Here is an 18056-nt window from a genome sequence, read left to right as displayed (position 1 = left end):
TAATCGTGTAAGATTATACGGGGTTATTCTTGAGAGAGTTACGCATCCACGGAAGAGGTGGGCAGGGCTCTGTCACCGCGGCTGAGCTGATTGCAGTTGCAGCATTTGCAGGTGGCTTATATGCCCAGGCCTTCCCCGCTTTTGGTGTCGAACGGCGTGGTGCTCCGGTACAGGCATTCGTCAGGCTAAGTGACGAGACGATCCGCCTTCGGAGCCAGGTTTATGAGCCGGACTACATCATCGTCCAGGACAGCACACTGATTCGTGACGTCAATGTCTTCGCCGGTATGAAACCGGGCGGGATTGCCATCGTCAACACAGAGAAGTCAGGCGGATATAACGCACCCGAGGGTGTCAAACTGATCACTATCGATGCCACAAAGATCGCGCTTGAAGAGATCGGGTTACCGATCACAAACACAGCGTTGCTTGGGGCTTTTGCCGCAGCAACCGGCGAAATCGATTTTTCTGCACTTGAAGACGCAATCCGCGGCAGATTCGAGGGCAGGCTCGCTGAGACAAACATACGATCCGCCCAGAGAGCCTTTGAGATGGTGAAGGGAGGGAATGCATAATGCCGTTAAATGTCGGATGTACTGCCCGCCCTGGTCGGGGCAGGGATAATAAAACAGGTTCATGGCGGGTTTTCTACCCGATCTTTACAGAAGAGACCTGCTCCGGCTGTGAGATCTGCATACTCCTCTGCCCTGAGGGATGTATTGAGAAGCAGGGCGAGAAGAAGTATGTGCCGGATCTCGACTACTGCAAAGGCTGCGGCCTCTGCGCTGAAGAGTGTCCCGGAGACGCGATCACCATGGAAAAAGAGGAGAAATAGATGAAAGAGATACTTGAAGGATCACACGCGGTCGCCGAGGCTGTCAGGCTCTGCCGGCCACAGGTCGTCTCCGCGTATCCGATCACTCCCCAGACCCATATCGTCGAGGCGCTCGCCTCGATGGTCGCAGACTGTAAGCTGGATGCCGAGTATATCTGTGTCGAGAGCGAGTTCTCCGCACTCTCCGCATGTATCGGCGCCTCAACCGCCGGATCGCGGACCTACTCGGCAACCACAGCACAGGGCCTTGCCCTGATGTTTGAGGTCTGCTTTAATGCAGCAGGGATGCGCCTCCCGATCGTGATGACGATCGCAAACAGGGCGATGAGTGCACCACTCTCCATCTGGAATGATCAGCAGGACTCAATCTCACTTCGTGACTCCGGCTGGATCCAGCTGTATGCCGAAGATAACCAGGAGGCACTCGATCTCCATCTCCTTGCATACCGGGTCTGTGAAGACCATGACATCCTCCTGCCGGCATTCGTCTGTTTTGACGGCTTCATCCTCTCACATACCTATGAGCCGGTCGACATGCCGGCACAGGAAGAGGTCGATGCATATCTGCCCGCCTTCAACCCATACCAGCGTCTGGATGCAAAAGATCCCATCTCCTTTGGGATGTATGCCACCCCGGACTACTACATGGAGTTCCGCTACGAAAACCAGCGGGCAATGCTCCGGGCCAAGGAAGCGATTGTAAAGTATGGAACCCTCTTCAAAGAGCAGTTTGGACGTGATTACAGCGGACTCATTGAAGGGTACGAGCTTGAGGATGCAGAGATCGCCCTTGTTGCAATGGGATCGATCTGCGGCACCGTGAAAGACGCAATCGATGAGATGCGAAAAGACGGTATCAAAGTCGGGCTCCTGAAGATCCGGTGCTTCCGTCCATTCCCTGACGAGGAGATCGCCGCCGCACTTGCACATGTAAAGACGGTCGCAATTCTTGACAAGAACGTCTCTCTTGGATCAAAGGGTGCAGTCGGCCTTGAGATCAAGGATGTACTCTATGGATCGTCGATTGCGGTCTATGACTATATCCTCGGCCTTGGTGGAAGAGATATCAGAAAGAAGGACATCAGAGCGATAACAAAACTTGCCGAACAGGGGAGTGGAGATATGTTCTATGGACTGCGCGAGGAGTTGTTGTAAATGGTCGATAAAAGTATTGAAAACTTCGAGTGTGGTCACCGGGCCTGTGGCGGGTGCGGTGCGGCAACCGCTGTACGGATGATCCTCAAAGGCGCCGGGGAGGATGTCATCGTCGTCTCCCCGACCGGATGTCTTGAGGTCTTTACGACACCCTACCCGGAAACAGCATGGAAGGTCCCCTGGATCCACTCACTCTTTGAAAATGCCGCAGCCGTCGCTTCAGGAATCGAGGCCTCACTCAAACGGCAGGGGCGCAGCGAGAAGGTTCTTGTCATCGGTGGCGACGGGGCAACGGTCGATATCGGGATGCTCTGCCTCTCGGGGGCCTTTGAGCGGAACCACGACATCACCTACATCTGCTATGACAATGAGGCGTACATGAACACCGGGATCCAGCGATCCGGGGCAACACCCTTTGATGCAAGCACATCAACAAGTCCGGCAGGGTCCTGTTCGATGGGGAACAAACATGCAAAGAAGGATGTTCCGGCTATCCTTGCCGCTCATGGATCACCATATGTCGCAACCGCTTCACTCTCATACCCGACCGACCTCATGAAGAAGGTTGAGACTGCCGTCAACACCCCCGGAGCCACATATATCCAGGTTCATGCACCATGCTGTACCGGGTGGGGCTTTGAGGGTGATCAGACGGTGGCTGTCGGAAAGCTTGCCATCGAGACCGGTCTCTGGGTAAACTATGAGATGATCAATGGTGTTGTCAAGAAAGCGAAGAAGGTGAAGAGGAAGCCGGTCGAGGAGTATCTCTCAGTCCAGAAACGGTTCCGCCACCTCTTCAAGCCAAAGAGAAACGAAGAAGAGATCGCAAAGATCCAGGCGATCGCGGATGCAAATGCCGCAAAATTTGGGATCGATATTTAGACCCCAACTACTCTTTTGTACTCACCCTCATCGCATAATAGCCGAAGAGGAGAATGATCATCAGCATTATCCAGATGGTTCCAAAAGCATAGAGGATGACCTCCCTGGTCTCATCATAATAACGAATGTCGGCATACCGGGTCTTCTCCCAGGTGATCATAAGACCCCCGTCAACGACCGTTGTCTTTCCACCCTGGCTCACATATCCAAGGAGCGGGTTTCTGACATCATACCCTTCCGGGAGAAAGACCGTGATATTATGCCGATCGGAAAAGACGGCGGCAAACGAGTTACCAGAGAGCGTTCCTTCATAGAAGAGCAGATAATCCCCCCTCGGGAAGGTGATCCTCGACTCTTCATCTGCTGAGAGTACCACGTCTCCTGAACCGTCAGTAAGACTGATGTTGCGTGCCTGGATCGGAACTGCTTCCCCGAGGAGGCCGGGTTCTGTGAACCGGTACTCCTCGGCATCCACTATCCCGATTACTGCCGAGTACCCTGTTCCGTTCTCATACACCGTAAATACGGCATCCTGAGCAGATACAGGAACGATCAGTATCAGAGCTGCAAGGCAGAGAGCAAGGCAGGCAATGTTGCATCGATCTCGATGGGGGGACTGCATTGAGCTATCACCGTCTGGGGATCTTTGAGGAGGTGGCCGGTCACGACACAGACGATCTCTTCGTCAGAATCGATCATCCCCATCTCCCTGAGTTTTCTGATGCCGGCGACCGATGCGGCCGAAGCCGGTTCAACACCGATCCCCTCAAGCCGGGCAAGGTCCCGCTGCATCGAGAGGATCTCTTCATCGGTCACGGACTCTGCGATACCGCCGGTCTTCCTGATGGCAATGAGTGCCTTCTCACCATTTACCGGGGCGCCGATCCGTATTGCGGTCGCAATCGTCTCCGGTGAGGCATCAGGGACCACTGAAGGGAGATCGCCCTGGATCGCACGGACAACAGGTGCGGATCCTGCTGCCTGGATACCAGTCATCTTCGGGATCGTATCGATCCAGCCGAGATCGCGCCATTCAGTAAGTCCTTTATAGACTGCTGAGATATTACCGGCATTCCCGACGGGAAGGACGATTCGATCCGGAAGATAGCCGAGCTGATCGATCACCTCGTATCCGATGGTCTTCTGCCCCTCCAGCCGGTATGGGTTCACCGAGTTGAGAAGATAGATGCCATGCGAGATACAGAGTTCATGGACCATCTCAAGGGCGCGGTCGAAGTTGCCGTTGATCGATATAACCCGCGCCCCATGCATCAGGGCCTGGGCAACCTTCCCGATGGCAACCTTTCCTGAAGGAAGGAGGACAACCGAAGGGATGCCTGCCCGTGCAGCATATGCAGCAAGGCTGGCAGAGGTATTTCCTGTACTGGCACAGGCGACCATCTTCATATTCAGCTGGATGGCCATCGAGACACCGAGTGTCATCCCGCGATCCTTGAATGAGCCGGTCGGGTTCATCCCCTCATGCTTGGCATAAAGATTTTTAAGGCCAATCTCTTCACCAATCCGCTTGAGATGGTAGAGAGGTGTGCCCCCCTCCTGCAACGTCACCGGCGGAATATTGACCGGGAGAAGTTCCCGGTACCGCCAGACCGAGAGCGGCCGTGAGAGGAGATCCGAGTGTGAGACAGAGATGCTATCAATATCATACTCGACCGTCAGGAGGTGGCCGCATGCAGAGCAGGTGTATATGATCGCATCCGGTGGATAGTGGGTGTGGCAATGGATGCAGACGAGACGATGCATGCGTATAGATGTGATCCGATGGATAATAAGGGGAAGGGATTCACCGGACACCTGCCGATACGAAGAAGAGGAGCCAGAGAAGTGGAAGAAGAACAGCCCCTGAATACGGATAGAGGTCATCCGCCACGACCCCGTATGCCGGGAGGAAGAGGATGAAGAGACCTGCAAGGCCGAGTGTGCAGAGGTAGAGGAGGGGGCGGATATCATCCCGATCCCCGGTTCTGATCGTACCTGACAGTCGCCTCCGGGAGAGGGGGAAGAGCCATCCGATCCCGGAAAATGTACAGGTATCTGCGGTTAGGTGGATGAGGGCACCACAAAAGAATGCCAGAGTAAAGAGGAGGATCTGCTCATTTGGGGAGATCCCACAGTAGCCTGCAGATGCGAGGAGGAAGAGGCCGATGAGAACCGACATGATGGTTATGCCCGGAAGTGAATGAAGCAGGCCCCGATGCCGGGGTGTGCACCGCTTCCCATAGACAGCCATGAAGATGAGAGAAGCGGGGTAGTAGATCAGATATCTGATGATATACATAAAAATCATGGAAGGAAGAGAGGGCCCACCGCGACCATGTTGGGCTGAGCGCCTGACATCGGCATCAGGCGCCAGCGAGCCGGTAAGAAGGCCCGAAAAGAGAATGATGTAGGTTACAGGAGAGGGAGGGAGGAGGGGGACGAAGAGCAGTCCGCCGGAGAGAAGTGACAGACCAAGGTGCTCAGATCCTTTCATTCTCCATTATATGGGCTTATATCCATGTAAATGTCACGCCTGAGGTCTCTTTGCATAGGAAACGCCTCGCGAACCCTCCGAACCTGATCTGATGAGATCGGGGCAGATATCAGAGCCTCACCATCACCCGCCCGGGAGATCACCTCTCCCACAGGATCAACGATATACGAGCCGCCACAGTAGGTATCGACAGGCGTCTTCCCCGTTGTACAGACTGCAGCGATATAGAACTGGTTTTCCACCGCCCGTGCCCTGGCAAAGAGATGGAAGTGATCCAGCCGGCTGCACGGCCATGCCGCAGGAACGATCATACACTCAGCCCCACGATCAGCATACTTCCGAAAGAGTTCGGGAAACCGGAGATCGTAACAGATGGCGCATCCAACCCGGATACCTGCGACATCACAGATAACAAATCTGTCACCGGCTGTATACAGCTCTCCCTCCCCCCCGGGAGTGAAGAGGTGGATCTTTGCATATCGCCCCTTCAGCGCCCCATCGGGGTCGATGAGGAGGGTTGTATTCTTCACACCGCTGCCAGATAGTTCCCGGTGTGACCCTGCAATCCAGGCACCATACTCCTCTGCGATCCGGCGCCACCCGGTTATAATCGGGCCGTCATCACCCTCGGCATGGCGAGTGGATTTCGGATCCCACCCGGTGGCATACTGTTCAGGAAAGACGATAAGATCAGCGCCCCGGCAGACAGCCTCGGATACTGCTCCATCAGCCTTCTGAAGACTGGCATCCGGATCATCAATAACGGATGCAAGCTGGGCCAGGCAGACCTCCATCTACTCCCCCCGCCCTTCCTTACCTGAAAAATACCCGGTGAGGATGACCACAACAGCGACCATTGCAATAAGCATCGCGATTGTGATGAGTACAATAGGAGTGTAGTGTACCTCATACCCAAGTGTCATCAGCCCGACAAGTCCTGCTCCGATGATCATACACCCCCCGAGGAAGAGGAAGAAGAGATCAAACCCGTTTATATGCACCATTATAGACCTCCAACAAGGATCGGAAACGCCGTCCTGAGCCCGGTAATGACAAACTGAACAGCTATGGCGATCAACAGTATCCCCATCAGCCGCCCGATCACACGGTACTCCCTCGGGCCAATATATTTTGTTATGATATCAGCGTTCTTCATCATATAATAGCTGATCCCGATGACGAAGGGGCAGAGAAGGATAACGATGGCATATGCATACATACCAAGATACGATGCCTCGTTCATCAGCACAATGACTGTTGTGATCGTGCCGGGACCCGATATCATCGGAACCGCCAACGGGACGATCGAGACCTCATCGGTATCAATCCCTTCATACTTCTCGGTGGCGGTCATCTTCGTCCGCGATGTCTTTGCGTAGACCATCTCCATCCCGATCCCGAAGAGAAGGATGCCGCCTGCAACCCGGAACGCCTCAAGGGATATCCCGAAGAGCTGGAGGATCAAACCCCCTGCTATTGCAAATGTCAGCACCACAAGGAGAGCGACACGGCTTGCATCGTATGCAACTTTGAGCCGGTCCGTCTTCTCCATCATATCCGTCAGGCTTACATAGATAAGTGCCACTGCAAGTGGATTGACGATGATCAGGAGTGACGAAAGGGAGAGAAGCCCAAAGGTCAGAAGATCAGCCATTGATCTACGATTGAACCTCTATGTTTAAGGCATTTCTGGAAGTGGATGAAAAAGAAGAGTGTGGAGGTGATAGATCTTATTCGTACAGCATCGACTCAGCGATACCAGAATATGCTACGAGATCATCGCTTCCGAAATGGATGGCAATCTCGCGCTCTCCTGATGCCGGTGAATCGGAAGCATGAATGACGTTTCTGCCGATATCAACTGCAAAGTCGCCACGGATGGTCCCGGGAGCCGCCTCAACGGGGTTAGTTGCACCAACAAGCGACCTGATGATACCGACCGCATTCTTTCCCTCCCAGACCATCAGAAAGACCGGGCCGCTCATGATATAGGTCTTGAGACCGGGGAAGAAGGGCTTCTCAAGGTGCTCGTTGTACTGTGCTGCAACCCGGTCCTCAGGGAGGCATTCGAATCTGGCAGCGAGCATCTTCAGGCCTTTTCTTTCAAACCGGGAGATGATCTCACCGATGAGTCCTCTCTGGACACCATCAGGTTTAATCATCACAAAGGAGCGTTCCATTAGGATCACTCCTTGCCACGGGCCTTACGGCCTGCTGCGGTCCATTCGACACGGCGCGGAACTCTGCGGAGCCTGTAGTTGCTCTGGCACTTTGAGGAGCAGAAGTAGAAGATCGCGCCGTCCTTGCGGACGAAGAGTTTACCAGTACCTGGTTCGAGCTGATCGCCACAGAAACTGCAGGTGTACTTCTCGACCATCCTGCTCACCGCCTCGAGAGCTTCTTCGCTTCACGTTCAGTCTCAAGGAGCATCAGGATATCACCCTCCCGGATTGGACCGAAGGTATTGCGGGTGATGATCCGCCCCTTGTTTGGGCCATCAAGGATCCTGCACTTCACCTGGGATGCCTCACCGTGCATCCCGGTAAGCCCGATCACTTCGATGACTTCTGCCGGCGTTCCATTATCAGCCATAGAACACTCAGCCTCTCAGTGCAGTAACTTTTGTTACAATCTCTTCAACGAGATCCTTGGCTTTTCCGGATTTAACGATTGCAACTGCTGCTGATCCGACATCAAGACCACAAGCGGCACCGATCTCGGACTGTTTGGTAATGAAGATGAATGGAATCTCTTTCTCCATGCAGAGCGGGGGGAGGTGCATCACAATCTCTTCCGGCTCGACATCTCCGCCGACCAGCACAAGCTGGGCGATGCCGCGTTCCACAGATTTTGTTGCCTCGTTTGATCCTTTCTTGATCTTTCCGGTATCACGTGCAAGCTCGAGCGCTTCAAGCGCACTATTCTGAAGTTCTTCGGGAACCTCAAATTTCTGGTACATCTTTGACATAACTCACCTCATTCAGGAGGAATATCCTCCCTCATCACTCATCAGCGGTTCAGGAACCGATGCTGGCGTAACCATATTATTATGAAGAGAACGGGGATAAAGGTTGTTCTCATCTGATCAGGGAGCGACCTCATAGACCAATGTCCCATCCGCTTCAAAGACAAGAATAAGCCCTTCATCCGGGAGATGAACCCTGTATCGTTCATTCTCAAGTGGTCCGACGATGAGGTGCGTAATACCATACTCTTCAAGGAGAGGAAGGGATCGCCCAGGATCCTGATAGATAGAGCGGACATCGGCGATCCGCCTGCCATACCATCCATCTTCATTACTCCGCCATACCAGTTCATGACCCTGCCATCCAAGGATCGTCGGGATCCCTGTAAACGAGGAGATCCGCCCTGCATAGGAGTACCCCTCCCCGACAGCCTCAATGATACGGAGATCCCCGTCAAGGGAACGGAGATACGTGATCGCCGCTGCATCGCCCGGATGCGCTTCCTGAAGCCATGCTGATCCATCGAGGGTCTGCGTGGCATATCCATAGGTGAGCGGGGTAAACGGGGGGATCACAATCAGGAACAGGATGCCTGCTGCCAGAGCAGAACGGACAGCCCATGGTGGAAGGGCGCATGGCCATGTCTGCCGGGAGAGCCACCTGCCGATGATGATAGTTGTTGAAAGCCCCATCATCACCCAGGCGACCATCGAGAACTTAAAGACGGTATTCATCCGGTAGTAGAACTCCCCCATGTTATCCTTCAGATAGATGAGTTCACAGAAGATGATGACAGCAAGGCCTGCCATCCCGAGGATCTCTTCCGGCCGGCCGGATCGCCGTACCGCAAGGAGCAGGAGTACCATGCCGGCAAGACCTGCCGCCCCATATCCGGTGAGAAGGCCGAGGAGGGGGAGCGCCAGGAGCCAGGGATACCGGCTCAGATCCTTCAACCCATACATAAGAAAGATGGCAAGGAAAAATCCGTGCACCAGGATGAATTCCACGAGGCTGCTCCCCTCTGGCACAATACCCACCCCAAGAATTCCTGCCCCCTCAATCGCAGCCAGAAATGGCGCATACAGAAGGATGGAGAGGGGAGGGACAGAAAGGAGCGGCAGCCACCCCCGGAGATCCCACCCTGCATACCGGATGCCGGTCAGGAGTGCGATCAGGCAGTAGAAGGGAGCATAGAGGAGGACATCCCAGGAGTTCACCCCCGGCATGGTACCAAGAGAGAGGGCCAGAAGGAGAGCAAGAACATAACGGGATCGAAGAGAGAGGTCGCCATATCCGAGATAGAGGACCATACAGAGGGTGATGAAGAGTATCTGATTGAAGATACCGAGGATATGGGCGTGAGGATCACCCCAGAAGAAGGAGAAGAGAGGATATTCAGTGATTGTCCCGGTGATGACACGGGTGCTCTCCCAGGGGAGTACATCAACGGGGGTGCCGGCGATCAGATGCCAGACCGCAGCAGGGTTTGGGATCAGAAGGACGGCGGCAGGAAGGTAGAAGTATCGCGGGATCAGGAGATACCCAAGAGCCGCTGCAGCCACGACCGCCATACCTGCGACGGTCGGGAGCATCAGGTTAAAGACGACAACCGACTCTCCGCCAATTGTGATACCAAGTGCCCCGGCCATCCAGTGACCAAGATAATAGTAGATGGAGAGATCCCCCCCCGCAAACCAGGGGTCAGGAGGCGGAACCACCGGGTTTCTCATCACCGAGGCGAGGAAGGCGTGGTCCATGAACTTCTCAGCAAACGAGATCGATGGATTGAAGAACCGGATCTCAAGGAGATAGAGGAATCCGGCAAGGAAGACCGCATCCCATCTGAGATTTCGCTTCAGATCCTCTGGCACATACTCCTTACGGATGAGCATGACAGACCCGAGGAGAAGAAAGAACAATGCCGCAAGCTGTACCGGAAGATGGAGCAGACCTGCATACCATGAGAAGAGGGTAAATGCAAGGAGTGAGAGGGGATAAGAGAGCGGGTAGGCGATCTCGCCAAGGGTGGGTCGGAGGAGGGGATAGATCGATATCTGAAGTATTTTCAGGGCAATGAGCCAGAGGATGACCGTCAGTACCTGGGCTTCAGCTCCGACCATTGATCTCTCCCCTGATATCCCCTGAGTATGCCCGCTTCAATAATGCAAGCGTCCATTCCCCAAAGTAGTAGATGGAAACGACCCCGCCTGCAAGCGTCACCAGATTCTTGATGAGATGATCGATGATGGCAATAAGAACCGCCGTTCCCGGTGTAACCCCGGCAAGCTCAAATGTCAGGGCAAGAGCAAGCTCATAGGTACCAACACCGCCCGGGGTAATCGGAACAGCCTTGACGAGGTTGCCGATGACAATGGCTAAAACGATCACCTGAAAGGGTACCACTTCTCCAAACATCATCGCAACCATCGCACAGATGATACAGTCGATGATCCAGATGGCAATGGATGAGACTGAAAGAATCGCGAGGGCAGATGTGGTTCCTGAGACGGTGCGGATCTCATCCAGGATCTTCAGAATCTTTCCAAAAATACGGTTCTCCGAAGAGAATCTTCCGGAGAAGAGGAGAACCATGATGAAGAGAAGCCCTCCAAGCAGTGTAACACCGATGAGCGTTGAAAACCATGTCGCCTGGGTGACGACGAACGGAAGCGCAATTGCACCGATAAGGGCGATGGTGATGATATCAAAGACACGCTCAACGATGAGGGAGGAGAGACCGGTCGAGTAGGTCGTCCCCTTCTCATGCCTGAGGATCAGAAGTCTGATGAGATCCCCCAGCCGTGCCGGGATGATCAGATTTGCCGTCTGGGAGACAAAGATACAGGCTGTCGAGAAGATGGCCCCGACTGCTATTGAGAGTCGGGAGAGGATGAACCGGTACCGGCAGCCCCGAAGGTACCAGGCAGCAAGGCAGATGAGAGTTGCAAGAAGGAGAAACCGGAGATCTGCTTCATGGAGCGTGATGAGAAGTTCATCCCATACACGGGAGAGGAGAAAAATGATTAATCCAGCCGCAAGGAGCGTTGAAAGAATGACGGTACTAATCTTTCGAAGCATGGAGGCGCCACCAGAGTTTCAGGATGTCTGATCCCATTCCGGTTACATCGGAGAATTTCACTGTTGTCTGCTCACCCTGCCTCCAGACAACGGGGAACTCGCAGACACGGTACCCTGCACGCTCTGCAAGCACAAGGATCTCGGTGTCCCAGAACCAGTGTGGTGCCTGGACAGCGGGGAGGAGGGAGGTGAGGAGATCCCGGGAGAATGCCTTGAAGCCGCACTGATGATCATAGAGGCGGCTTCCCAGGAAGAAACGGACAAGGGCGTTATACCCTCTGCTTGCAATCTCACGCCCATGGCCCCGATCGATTGCCGAATCCGGCATCAGTCGGGATCCGGTTGCGATAGCACAGCCATCACGGATGGCACCAATGAGATCGGCAAGATGTACCATATCGGTTGCAAGATCAACATCATAATAGCAGAAGATTTTTCCTTGTGACTCCGCAAACGCACGATTCAGCGCACGGCCACGTCCGAGCCGTTCATCGGCATGAAGGAGGCGGACACGGGGATCGCGCTCTTCCCATGAACGGACATATTCAGCACTCCCGTCATTGGAGCCGTCTTCGGCAATGAGAAGCTCAAATGATCCGGTGATCTCCTCAAGTCGCCGGATAGATTCAGGAATTGCTCTTTCAAGTGCCTTTCTGTCATTAAACACGGGAATGACCGCTGATACCTCCATCATGACAACCACCCCATAACAGATTGGGCAACCGCCTCGCCCGCTGCAACGGATCCATCCATACTTCGTTCCGGATAATTCTCAAACGAAAACATCCCTGCAATGAAGAGACCAGGGGCAGGATTCTGATCTGGTATCATTGAACGATATCCGGTCAGATAGACGGGGCCTGCATACTGCTCGATGCGGAGGCGGTGCCAATGGATCGAGGATCTCGGAACCGAGAAGCGGGAGCAGAAGTCCGAGAGGAAGAGCTCCTCACAATCTGCCGGAGGGTCTCCTGAGAAGTAGGATGCGATGTAGACAATATGCTCTCCATATCTCTCAAACGGTACCAGGTTTGTATGCGTAATCACGGCACCATAGGGGGCAGAATCTCCGATATTCACCCAGTAGATCCCCTCCGTCGGATCGGAGGATGTTGCAAGGGTGAGGCAGGCAGACCCCTGGTATGGAAGAGGTGAAAGGGGAAGAGAGGAGAGACGCCCCGTCTCCTGTGGAGAAAGGGTTGATATGACGCAGTCATACCTCTCACCATCCACCAGCCATCCATTTTCTGTTGCCTCAAGAGAGGAGACCCGGTGGCCTGTCTGCACCATGCAGCCCATCTCATCCAGCCTCAGGAGGAGAGCATCGATGAGCTCTGCAAACCCATTTTGAAGATAGCCGAGCCGTTCACCCTCTGATCCACGATCAGATCGGATTGCTATCCTGCTCATCAGCCAGGCAGCGGAGACCTCCGAACGCCTCTCTCCAAATTTTGACCTGAGGAGCGGCTCAAAGAAGGAACGATAGATCTGATCACCCAGTTTTTCCCGGATGAATCTCTCTGCCGGGATCTCATCAAGGCTTTTGTAATCCGTATTCTTTGATCCAAGAACAAAGAGACCGAGCCGGATCTTCTCAAAGAGAGAGAGATGAGGGTAGCGAAGAATTTCAAACGGAGTAGTGAGCGGTGAGATCCTCCCTCCGACCATGTATCCGGTACTCCCTTTCAGCCATTCGAGTCGGTCAGTAAGACCAAGCTCATCTATAAGAGAGAGCAGATGCCGATCCCCGGAGAAGCAGTGATGGTACAGCGACTCGATCGCGTAATCAGGGAGCCGATAGGATGAGAGGCACCCCCCGGGCTCTTCATCCATCTCAAGAACAGTCACCGTATGATCTCCGGAGAGCCGTAGTGCCGCCGAAAGGCCGGTGAGTCCTCCACCGATTACGCAGATATGCATGTAATAATTGTGCTATCAGGAGCATAAGAAAGTTTTTGAATCTCTTAACCCAATAAACTAAGAAGTCATATATAGTGAGGATACCAAAGGTAAAATCATTAGTATGGATGGTGTCATCTAAATGCGAGTATTTTTCATCGGATTCGGACAGGCCGGGGGGAAGATCGTTGATATGTTCCTTGCCATGGATCGGAAACTCCAGTATGGCAGTTTCCGTGGTATTGCCGTAAATACGGCACGAACCGACCTGATGGGCCTGAAACACATCGATATGAAAGACCGTCTCCTTATCGGCCAGACTGTGGTTAAAGGGCACGGTGTGGGGACCGATAATGTGACCGGTGCCAAGATCGCAGCGGACGAGATCGACACCATCATCAATGCGATCGACACCAGAGGAACCCATGATATCGATGCTTTCGTCGTCGTCGCCGGCCTGGGCGGTGGAACGGGATCCGGGGGAACCCCGGTGCTCTGCCGCCACCTGAAACGCATCTACAGGGAACCGGTCTATGCCCTCGGAATGATTCCAGCCCCCGAAGAAGGGCGACTCTACTCGTATAATGCCGCCCGCAGTCTTGCCACCCTTGTCAATGAAGCTGACAACACCTTCATCTTCGATAACAGTGCGTGGAAGAACGAAGGGGAGAGCGTCAAGAGCGCATATGAGCGTCTGAATGAAGAGCTGGTCCGCCGGTTCGGAGTTCTCTTCCGTGCGGGAGAGGTTGGAAAGCTGGGTGTTGGTGAGATGGTCGTGGATTCGTCTGAGATCATCAACACCCTCAGGGGCGGTGGCATCTCAACCATCGGCTATGCAATCTCTGATGTGATCACAAAGAGCAAACCCAAGAAGAGTATCTTCTCAGCATTTACCCGGAAGGATAAGGGAGAGAATCTCCTTACCGGAGAGGATAAGTCCGCGAAGATCATCGGACTTATACGAAGAGCCATGCTCGGCCGCCTGACCCTTCCCTGTGACTACACAACCGCCGAACGTGCGCTCGTTCTGGTTGCCGGACCACCCGATGAACTTGACAGAAAAGGTGTTGAGAAGTCAAAGTCATGGGTCGAAGAGAACATTGCAGGGGTTGAGGTGAGAGGCGGCGACTATCCTGTCGATTCGACATACATCGCAGCTGTCGTCGTCCTCGCCACGATCGGGAATGCCCCCCGGATCACCGAACTGCTTGAAGTAGCAAAAGAGACAAAACAGGACGTCATCAGATCCAAGGAGCGGCAGTCGACGATGTTTGAAGATGCCATTGATCCGCTCTTTGAGTGAGGAGAAAATATGAAAAAAGGACGATTATTACTGATACTTATCGCCTTCCTGGCACTCTGTGCCGTATCGGTTTCTGCCTTTACGGTTCAGCCGCCATCAGGCATACCAACTGGAGATCTGGCACCCGGAACGAAACTGACCATCGATACAACTGTCAGCTTTAAACATACAGATGGAACTACCATCCCGGATGATAATTCCTTACAGCTCTTTACAGATCTCGACTCTCCACGGTGGACCTATACAATTGTTCTTGATGGGATCGATAATCCACGTCAACCGACAGGTTTCAGGACAACAAGAATATCGGGTTGGGAGCTTAATTACCCGTTCGATGTGAGTGTTCGTGTCAACCTTGAAGGAACAGTGCCGGAAGTATCGACAACCGGGGATAAATCCATTATTCGAATTCGCCAGCTCGGTTCTTCTGATAATGTTCGGGAAGAGTTCCTCGTAACCAGAACGGTCATTAATCCGGCAGAAGTACAAACCAGAATTGTCTCAGCAAAGTCAGATTTGCAGGTATTAAAAACAGCTATCGACAATGCTCATGACGACGGGGTTGATACTGCAAATATTGATACAAAATATAATGCTGCAAAAGTCTCCCTTGAGAGTGCGGAGGCCGCCGGAGCGAATGTTGCAACTGCACAGACACATTTGAACGCTGCACAGACACAGATCGCAGAGGCAGAGACTCTCCTCGAACAGACGATCGTCCAGCACTCTATCAGCAAAGCAGAAGGATACGTTGCCGAGATCGATGGTATCATCGACTATCTCTCAAATGAACGAGGAAGAGCAAGCGACTCCCGTGTCATCCTGCTCACCTCCAAGCGGCAGAGTATCAAAAATCTTGTTGATACGGCAAAAGACTCATACGAGACCGGAAATTATGCACGGGCCCAGACCCAGGCACGGGATGCAGTAGCGGATGGGGAGAGAGTGCTTCAGGAAGCACGTGATCTGAGAGAGGATATTGAATCTCTCCCCGCCGTTGTTGATCCGGGCAAGCCGTTCCTCTGGATCATCGTCGGGGGTGCGATCATCGGAGTGATCGGATTCGTTGTTATAAAGAAGCGGCGTGCCTGGGATGAACTTGGATAGCTGCACAGCCAAATCACTGGTATAAGAAAAAACCTGGGAAATAACCCCCCTTTTTCATCTTGTATGCCTGTTGCCCGTATGGGCATCATGAGCTTTTTTTCGATCTCTTCTTTACCACGACTCTTCTGGTAATCATGATGGTATCTTGTTGATCCATCAGCACAATAGACAATGGGTATGAGGCTCCTTCGTCGTAATCTCTCCCTGAGCAGGGGAAAGGACGAGATTGAGCTGTCTTTGGAGAAAGAGATGGAGACGTCAGAGAGTGGTGGAGGACAGCGTCAGATCCCTCTGAGAGAGAGTATCCAGGGATGACCCTGATCAGACAGGTATCAGGAGAGGGAAGGATAATCCCTGAGAGCAAAACAAAGAGAGAAAGAGCAGAGACAGAGCCTGCTCCTATGCCACCCGCCTGAAGACATCATAGTTCTGACCCCCGGTCGGGACCTGCCGGGTGAAGTAATACCATACCAGGTTCCCCTTCACCTCGTAATAGGTCACCCAGTAGCTGTGCCGTAGTGTCACTTTCTCATATCCGGGGAGTGCATCATAGCTGTTCCTGTCATGGGTGATGATGAGATCATAATTGCCGGCCAGAAGGGATCCTTCATTCGGCCTGTCACCAAAGAGGGTGAACGGCCCCCACCGATCCCCGCGATAATACCAGGGAAGCGGCCAGTAGATATCAGTCGCTATGGCGACACGATCAGATTCATCGATCCAGTCCATCAGAATACGCAGGTCTTCTGAATTCTGCACCTGGACAATCGGCTCAGGAATATCTGCCGGGGTAAATGCAACATGCATCGTCATCCCAAAGAGGAAGATGATGCCAAGGCCGACGATCACCATCTTGGTCCGATCCAGCATATATGTGGCAACAAAGATCATCGGGAGGAGCTGATGGAGGATGAGCCAGGGTACCTTCTCACCAATATATGCATAGACGGCAAGGGAGGTGATCATCCACCAGATTGAGAAGCGGATGAACTCCATCTTCGGATCATAGGTAATGCCGGGCTCGGGGCGGCGGAATATTGATCGGATCTCATCGGGTATGGCAGATGGGGCGAGGGGCAGCATCTGATCAGATGCCCCCTTCTCCCGGAGAGAGCGGATACGTTGTATGATCGTCCCCCCGAGGATGAAATGGATCATACCAAGTGCGGCCAGAATGAGGATCGGCACCTCATAGAGGACCAGGAAGACAAAATAAAAGTACCAGGGTCCTCCAAGCCGTTCAATCCCATGCATCTCCATCCAGTGGGAGATCGCCATCTGTCCGGCATAGAGGACAATCTCGGGATGTGAGCCAAAGGACGAATAAAAGAGGGCGATGATACCTGCACCAAGGAGGATCGCAGCAGTGAGATCCCGCCGCCAGGTGACCGGAAAGACCAGGCGCCTTGTCCAGATGGCAAAGAGGAGGTACGAGCCGAGGATCACAAGGACGATCGGCATATTCTCTTTACTTGACATGCCAAGGGCCGCCGCAACAGCGGCCAGCAGTGCATACCTGAGTTTTTCATATCTGAAGTACGCACACGCAGCGACGATGAGAAGAAGTGTGAAGAAGGCGATGAAGATATCGTTTCTGAGGAACCTCGAAAAATAGACCATCTCCGGCGAAAGCGCGAGGAAAGCCGCGGCAACAAGCATCTGCCGTGCATCAAGATATTCCATCCGGTAGAGCGGATAGACGAGTGCTATAAGAGCGGTTCCAAGAAATGCAGGAAGCAGTCTCCCGACAAGATCCGAGTCTCCAAAGAGGGAAAAAAGCCCCGCCGTCACATAGAAGAGGAACGGACCATGAAATTTTGGATCATAGATATAGGTTCCTTTCGTCAGGAGTTCATAGGCAAACCATGCATGAACTGTTTCATCATGGTGATAGAGTTTCAGATCCAGAAAGGCAAACCGAAGGATGCCCGCCAGAAGAATGATGTAAAAGAGTAGCAACTCCGGTGAAAGGAGCCGCTGAAAAATTGGTGTATCCGTTGCGGCTTTCATGCCGCTATCTCACGATGATCATCCCTCAAGGACGATCTCAATGCCGATGTCCTTGGGCACCTGTATCCGCATCAGCTGACGGAGTGCACGCTCGTCGGCATCGATATCGATAAGCCGCTTATGGACACGCATCTGCCAGCGATCCCACGTAGCCGTCCCTTCTCCATCCGGGCTCTTCCGGATTGGGACAATAAGACGCTTCGTCGGGAGTGATATCGGACCTGCTAAATTAACACCGGTTCTTTCAGCAATCTCACGGATGCGGGAGCAAACCGTCTCAATTTTTTCGTAATCTGTCCCGGTCAGGCGTATTCTGGCTTTCTGCAT

The 18056-nt window shown here is 53.4% G+C and carries 22 protein-coding genes; 6 read left to right on the top strand and 16 right to left on the bottom strand.

Going from position 1 to position 18056, the window contains the following annotated elements:
- The first annotated feature begins 29 nt into the window (after positions 1–29).
- Genes J2T58_RS08055 through J2T58_RS08040 form a run of 4 tightly spaced genes read left to right on the top strand, consistent with a single transcriptional unit; the run spans position 30 to position 2872 of the window.
- Complete coding sequence (locus tag J2T58_RS08055) at positions 30–575, top strand: pyruvate ferredoxin oxidoreductase subunit gamma (protein ID WP_253488641.1); 546 nt, start codon at positions 30–32, stop codon at positions 573–575.
- Positions 575–835, top strand: a complete 261-nt coding sequence (locus J2T58_RS08050) for a 4Fe-4S binding protein (RefSeq protein WP_253488639.1) — start codon at positions 575–577, stop codon at positions 833–835. The genes J2T58_RS08055 and J2T58_RS08050 overlap by 1 nt, the downstream gene beginning before the upstream one ends.
- Complete coding sequence (gene porA, locus J2T58_RS08045; RefSeq protein ID WP_253488638.1) at positions 836–1990, top strand: pyruvate synthase subunit PorA; 1155 nt, start codon at positions 836–838, stop codon at positions 1988–1990.
- Entirely contained in the window at positions 1991–2872 is an 882-nt protein-coding gene (locus J2T58_RS08040) for a thiamine pyrophosphate-dependent enzyme (protein ID WP_253488637.1), read from the top strand. It abuts the gene before it with no gap.
- 7 nt (positions 2873–2879) lie between these two features.
- Here J2T58_RS08040 and J2T58_RS08035 read toward each other — a convergent pair whose 3' ends face one another.
- From J2T58_RS08035 to J2T58_RS07970, 14 genes are all read right to left on the bottom strand, one after another.
- Positions 2880–3494 (bottom strand): DUF5803 family protein, encoded by a 615-nt coding sequence (locus J2T58_RS08035; protein WP_253488636.1) that lies wholly within the window; start codon positions 3492–3494, stop codon positions 2880–2882.
- Positions 3431–4636: a threonine synthase gene (thrC, locus tag J2T58_RS08030; RefSeq protein WP_253488635.1), complete on the bottom strand. Its 1206-nt coding sequence runs from the start codon at positions 4634–4636 to the stop codon at positions 3431–3433. Before thrC ends, J2T58_RS08035 begins: the two co-directional genes overlap by 64 nt.
- Before the next feature lie 40 nt (positions 4637–4676).
- Positions 4677–5366, bottom strand: coding sequence for a metal-dependent hydrolase (locus J2T58_RS08025; RefSeq protein ID WP_253488634.1), 690 nt, complete (start codon positions 5364–5366; stop codon positions 4677–4679).
- Entirely contained in the window at positions 5363–6160 is a 798-nt protein-coding gene (locus J2T58_RS08020; RefSeq protein WP_253488633.1) for a nitrilase-related carbon-nitrogen hydrolase, read from the bottom strand. Before J2T58_RS08020 ends, J2T58_RS08025 begins: the two co-directional genes overlap by 4 nt.
- Positions 6161–6370, bottom strand: coding sequence for a hypothetical protein (locus J2T58_RS08015; RefSeq protein WP_253488631.1), 210 nt, complete (start codon positions 6368–6370; stop codon positions 6161–6163).
- A complete protein-coding gene (locus J2T58_RS08010) occupies positions 6370–7020 on the bottom strand; it encodes a MarC family protein (RefSeq protein WP_253488629.1) in 651 nt (216 codons plus the stop codon). The genes J2T58_RS08015 and J2T58_RS08010 overlap by 1 nt, the downstream gene beginning before the upstream one ends.
- 76 nt (positions 7021–7096) lie before the next feature.
- Positions 7097–7546, bottom strand: coding sequence for a nucleoside-diphosphate kinase (gene ndk / locus J2T58_RS08005; RefSeq protein WP_253488627.1), 450 nt, complete (start codon positions 7544–7546; stop codon positions 7097–7099).
- 5 nt (positions 7547–7551) lie between these two features.
- Positions 7552–7743, bottom strand: coding sequence for a 50S ribosomal protein L24e (locus tag J2T58_RS08000; RefSeq protein WP_253488625.1), 192 nt, complete (start codon positions 7741–7743; stop codon positions 7552–7554).
- A gap of 5 nt (positions 7744–7748) precedes the next feature.
- Entirely contained in the window at positions 7749–7958 is a 210-nt protein-coding gene (locus J2T58_RS07995; protein WP_211530851.1) for a 30S ribosomal protein S28e, read from the bottom strand.
- Positions 7959–7965: 7 nt separating this feature from the next.
- Positions 7966–8334, bottom strand: coding sequence for a 50S ribosomal protein L7Ae (gene rpl7ae / locus J2T58_RS07990; protein ID WP_211530852.1), 369 nt, complete (start codon positions 8332–8334; stop codon positions 7966–7968).
- Between the two features lie 117 nt (positions 8335–8451).
- Complete coding sequence (locus J2T58_RS07985; protein ID WP_253488623.1) at positions 8452–10452, bottom strand: DUF2298 domain-containing protein; 2001 nt, start codon at positions 10450–10452, stop codon at positions 8452–8454.
- Positions 10439–11410: a lysylphosphatidylglycerol synthase transmembrane domain-containing protein gene (locus tag J2T58_RS07980; protein ID WP_253488622.1), complete on the bottom strand. Its 972-nt coding sequence runs from the start codon at positions 11408–11410 to the stop codon at positions 10439–10441. Before J2T58_RS07980 ends, J2T58_RS07985 begins: the two co-directional genes overlap by 14 nt.
- The gene (locus J2T58_RS07975) at positions 11394–12104 is read right to left on the bottom strand and encodes a glycosyltransferase (RefSeq protein ID WP_253488621.1); all 711 of its coding nucleotides are present in this window, start codon (positions 12102–12104) and stop codon (positions 11394–11396) included. Before J2T58_RS07975 ends, J2T58_RS07980 begins: the two co-directional genes overlap by 17 nt.
- Positions 12101–13330, bottom strand: coding sequence for an NAD(P)/FAD-dependent oxidoreductase (locus J2T58_RS07970; RefSeq protein ID WP_253488620.1), 1230 nt, complete (start codon positions 13328–13330; stop codon positions 12101–12103). Before J2T58_RS07970 ends, J2T58_RS07975 begins: the two co-directional genes overlap by 4 nt.
- Positions 13331–13451: 121 nt before the next feature.
- Between J2T58_RS07970 and J2T58_RS07965 the strand changes: the two genes are divergently transcribed.
- Positions 13452–14612, top strand: a complete 1161-nt coding sequence (locus J2T58_RS07965; protein WP_253488619.1) for a tubulin/FtsZ family protein — start codon at positions 13452–13454, stop codon at positions 14610–14612.
- Between the two features lie 9 nt (positions 14613–14621).
- On the top strand, positions 14622–15719 hold the full coding sequence (locus J2T58_RS07960) for a hypothetical protein (protein WP_253488618.1): 1098 nt from the start codon (positions 14622–14624) through the stop codon (positions 15717–15719).
- 399 nt (positions 15720–16118) lie between these two features.
- Here the strand turns inward: J2T58_RS07960 and J2T58_RS07955 are convergent, their stop codons facing one another.
- A complete protein-coding gene (locus tag J2T58_RS07955; protein WP_253488616.1) occupies positions 16119–17729 on the bottom strand; it encodes a flippase activity-associated protein Agl23 in 1611 nt (536 codons plus the stop codon).
- 18 nt (positions 17730–17747) lie between these two features.
- Positions 17748–18056 carry a 30S ribosomal protein S10 gene (rpsJ, locus tag J2T58_RS07950; RefSeq protein WP_211530860.1) on the bottom strand — a complete coding sequence of 103 codons (309 nt, stop codon included), beginning with the start codon at positions 18054–18056 and terminating at the stop codon, positions 17748–17750.

The sequence above is a fragment of the Methanocalculus alkaliphilus genome (assembly GCF_024170505.1).
GTDB lineage: Archaea > Halobacteriota > Methanomicrobia > Methanomicrobiales > Methanocorpusculaceae > Methanocalculus > Methanocalculus alkaliphilus.
This window is presented reverse-complemented; position numbering and strand designations above follow the sequence as displayed.